Origin of the sequence: Pedobacter sp. (genome assembly GCF_045628745.1) — a bacterium.
Lineage (GTDB): Bacteria > Bacteroidota > Bacteroidia > Sphingobacteriales > Sphingobacteriaceae > Pedobacter.
In genome coordinates this window covers 1-3,878 of sequence record NZ_JAZQPU010000118.1, presented here as the reverse complement: position 1 = coordinate 3,878, position 3,878 = coordinate 1, and the positions used below count along the sequence as shown (strand labels likewise).

At 41.4% G+C, this 3,878-nt stretch carries 3 protein-coding genes; 1 reads left to right on the top strand and 2 read right to left on the bottom strand.

Going from position 1 to position 3,878, the window contains the following annotated elements; genetic code table 11:
* A partial coding sequence (locus ACR2F7_RS05080; protein WP_432712506.1) for a RagB/SusD family nutrient uptake outer membrane protein occupies positions 1–447 on the top strand: 447 nt, incomplete at its 5' end.
* Positions 448–944: 497 nt separating this feature from the next.
* Here the strand turns inward: ACR2F7_RS05080 and ACR2F7_RS05075 are convergent.
* Both ACR2F7_RS05075 and ACR2F7_RS05070 read right to left on the bottom strand, forming a co-directional pair.
* Positions 945–2,888 carry a sialate O-acetylesterase gene (locus tag ACR2F7_RS05075; protein WP_432712505.1) on the bottom strand — a complete coding sequence of 648 codons (1,944 nt, stop codon included), beginning with the start codon at positions 2,886–2,888 and terminating at the stop codon, positions 945–947.
* 46 nt (positions 2,889–2,934) lie between these two features.
* A partial coding sequence (locus tag ACR2F7_RS05070) for a glycoside hydrolase family 43 protein (RefSeq protein WP_432712504.1) occupies positions 2,935–3,878 on the bottom strand: 944 nt, incomplete at its 5' end.

Genomic DNA, 3,878 nt, shown 5'->3' with positions numbered 1-3,878 from the left:
CGTGCAGCTGGTAATTTCAATGATCCATCAACAAGACCTGTGGTCATTACCCGTTTTTCTGATGTTTACATGATTGCTGCAGAGGCTGCCTTTAAAGCTGGTAACCTACAGAATGCCGCAAATATGTTAAATGTTGTCAGACAGCGTGCCGCTTTTCGTAAAACAAATACTGCAGCACAAAATGCTGCTGCTGTAATAGCAAATACCATTACGGCGGCTGATGTAACGATTGACTTTATTTTGGATGAAAGATCAAGAGAGTTCTTTGGAGAATGGCAACGTTGGATGGATCTTGTAAGAACCAAGTCTCTAGTAAGACGAGTTACAGCATGGAATCCTGAAGCTGCACCTTATATTAAAGAGTTCCACAATTTAAGGCCAATCCCTCAATCTCAGATTGACAGGGTAGCACAAGGGCCAAAATTCCCTCAAAACCCTGGTTATTAATTAATTTAATTTTCAAAAGAGCCGGTGATTATGGTATGGTCCCAAAAAGTTGGACAGATTAATAATTAAGTTTTTTGTAAAGAGCCCGGTATTCCACTGGGCTCTTTTATTTTTACTGAGAATTTTCATTTGTGAAGTAATGAAGAGAACGGGAGAAGCACAAAAACTTCAGCTCACTGCAGACCTTTCAACTATTCTGGGTGATGGGTAAGATCTTCATTTGCAACTGTTAAGTAACAGATCAAAAATGACTGATGGTTCGCTTTTTAGCTCATCAACGCAATGCTTTCAATGGCCTTGGCCTGGTGATTGTTCACGCAATAAATGGTCAAAGGAACAATTAGAGTAACTGTAAAATCAAACTTCCAGTTTATTGATTCAAGGAAATTAGGATCATGAACAATAAAAAACCTGCATCCAACTTTGGTGCAGGTTATTTGTGTTAAATAGCCTTAGTTTCTGAATTAAATAAAGTTTAATTTTCCTTTAAGGAAGCCTTAGTTTTTAATTATAGAGGCCTCGAAAGGTGCAGCTGGCAATTGTTCTTTGTTGTATAAGTTGGCCTGTTCAGGATTGTCAGACCAGCCATATCTCACTGAAACAGGGTTCATAACCTTGTCGCTCCACACAATAACCTGGTTGCCGCGAATCTTTGCTTGAGCCCAAACATATTTCTTGTCTTTGCCAGCAATAGCAAAGTGTTTCAAATCTTCGTTGCCTTTTGCAACCAAGCCAGAACCAGTATTTGAAAAACTAAGCACTAGCTGTCTGCCATCCAACTGGAGCTGTTTGAACATCGGACCAGAATATACCGTTGATTGATCACCATAGGCCAGGTGTGAAGCTTGTAAGAACAGTCTTTTGGCAACATCTTTCTTGTTTAACGGATGTATATCGTTCCATTCTCCCAAATCAATACCCACAGCCATTGCAGTATTTTTAACAGACAAGAGTTTACGCTGTTGCTCTCTCAATTCTGCCCATCCGCTCTCAGCAGGCATAGTTTTCTGCTCCATATAATTAGGGAGCTGCATGTAAATAAAAGGAAGGTCACCTTGGTTAAAGCCTTTACGCCAGTCGGCTATGAGGGTTTCCATTAAATCAAAATACGCTGAAGAGTTGCCCGTATTTGATTCTCCCTGGTACCAGATAACACCTTTGATGCGGTAATTTTGAAGAGGAGCGATCATCGCATTAAAAAGACCCGCAGGCATCCACCTCACAAAAGTTTGCCCTGGGGAAGGATCCATTTGAGCGCCAAGCCTATAAAGCCATGGTCCGCGAAGGCTGAGTGTGTCTTTGCCTGCCATCAATTGATAGGGCTTGTCTAGCACAAAGCCGCCCTTGCCACTGTTGTTGATCACTTTAACAACCATTGTATTGTTGCCTTCTTTTAAAACACCAGCGTTTAATAAATACCGGCGTGGTGGATATTGGTAACTTGTGGTACCCACCAATTGACCATTGAGAAATACAGAATCGGCGTCTACAATTCTACCTAAGAGCAATTTGGCGCTTTTGCCGACCATTTCTTTTGGTATATTGATCGTTTTTTTAAACCAGACCACGCCATTTACCTGACCTAAAGATTGATCGGCCCAGTAACCCGGAATGTTCATTTCCATCCAATCCTTGTCGCCAGAGGTTACTGAAGAAATGCTCCACTTGTCTTTTATGCCCTGATCCTTTGAATTTAAGAGACCATACCAGGCTGCCGATTTAGCTTTGTCATTCTGCTCTACCTGTGCAATTAAGTTTGGATCTTTAAATCGTTGTGTTTCCGCAGCATATTCAGGGAACTTTTGCAATGCTGTTTCACTGATCCATGACTGTGCCGGTGAACCTCCAAGGGCGGCATTGATGATGCCAACAGGGGTGTTATATTTCTTTTGTAATTCAAGGGCAAAGAAATAGGCTACTGCAGAAAAGCTCAATACACTTTTTGATGTTGCTTGTTCCCAGCTAGCCTTGGAAATGTCATCCCGTTGATGGTTAAAGTCATATTCATCAGGAACAAGAAATTGCCTGATGGTGGGGTGGTTAGCCTGTGCAATCACTTCTGGATATTTGTCGATCAGCCTTTCCATTGTTAATTCCATGTTCGACTGTCCGCTGCAAAGCCATACATCACCAAAAAGAATGTCTTTTACGACAAGCTGGTTGCTTGCCGTAAAGGTCATTTCATAAGGTCCACCAGCCTTTTGTGGCGGCAAGTTGATCTGCCACTTGCCATCCTGGGCGGTAATGGTCTGGTAGGTTTTTTTGTCGAATTTTAACCTGACCAGTTCATTAGGTTGTGCCCATCCCCAGATTTTTGTAGTCGCCGCTCGTTGCAAAACCATGCCATCGCTAATGAGCTTTGGCAGTTTGATTTGTGCAACGAGGGGGGAGGTACATAAAAATAGAGCGGATAAAATATACAAGTTTCTACGTCGCATCATATCAGTTGAATAATTATTTCAAATCTTCTGTTTGTTATAGACTTTTTTATTTGATGATCGGTTCAATCAGCTTGATGCTTCCATCAGCAGCATGTTCCAATGGTGTTACTTTAATATTTCTAAGGTGTGTTTTATTAGAGAGCTGTGTATCGTGGTAAAATAAAAACCATTTGCCTTTTACTTCTACAATAGAGTGATGTGATGTCCAACCCTGAACAGGATTCATGATGATACCCTGGTAAGTAAACGGACCCATAGGATGATCTCCTGTGGCATAGGCTAAATAATGAGTATCGCCTGTAGAGTAGCTGAAATAGTATTTTCCTTTGTATTTATGTAGCCAGCTTGCTTCAAAAAATCTTCTGTCGTGGTCTTTAGTTAGCAGTTCTTTTCCATCTTTATCTAAAATCTTCACCTCTTTAACATCTCCATCAAAGCTCAACATATCAGCACTCATTTTGGCCACTTTAGGGGCTAAAGCAGGTGAATCTTCTTGTTGACTGTCAGTTTTGGATCCATTAGCATCATATTTACCATCTTTCCATCTTTGCAGCTGTCCGCCCCAGATGCCGCCAAAATACATATAGCTTTTTCCATCAGTATCTGTAAATACAGCAGGGTCAATGCTTAAACCTCCGGGGATAGGTTGTGCTTCCGCTTTAAAGGGACCTGCAGGTGTTTTTGAGGTGGCTACACCAATTCTGAAGACCTCATTTTTGTCTTTTACGGGGAAATACAAGAAATACGTACCGTTTTTATAAGCCGCATCAGGTGCCCATAATTGTTTGCCCGCCCATGGAATATCTTTGATTGATAAGGCAACGCCATGATCTGTTACCTTACCATTAATGCTGTCCATGGAGAGGATATGGAAATCCTTCATGGCAAAATGCTCACCCATGTCATTTTCAGGCGTTCCAGCATCAATATCATGAGAGGGATAGATGTAAACTTTCCCATCAAACACATGTGCAGATGGGTCAGCTGTAT

Bases quoted from the DNA above. Each gene is read 5' to 3' on its own strand.
- ACR2F7_RS05075 (WP_432712505.1), bottom strand. From the start codon at position 2,888: ATGATGCGACGTAGAAACTTGTATATTTTATCCGCTCTATTTTTATGT.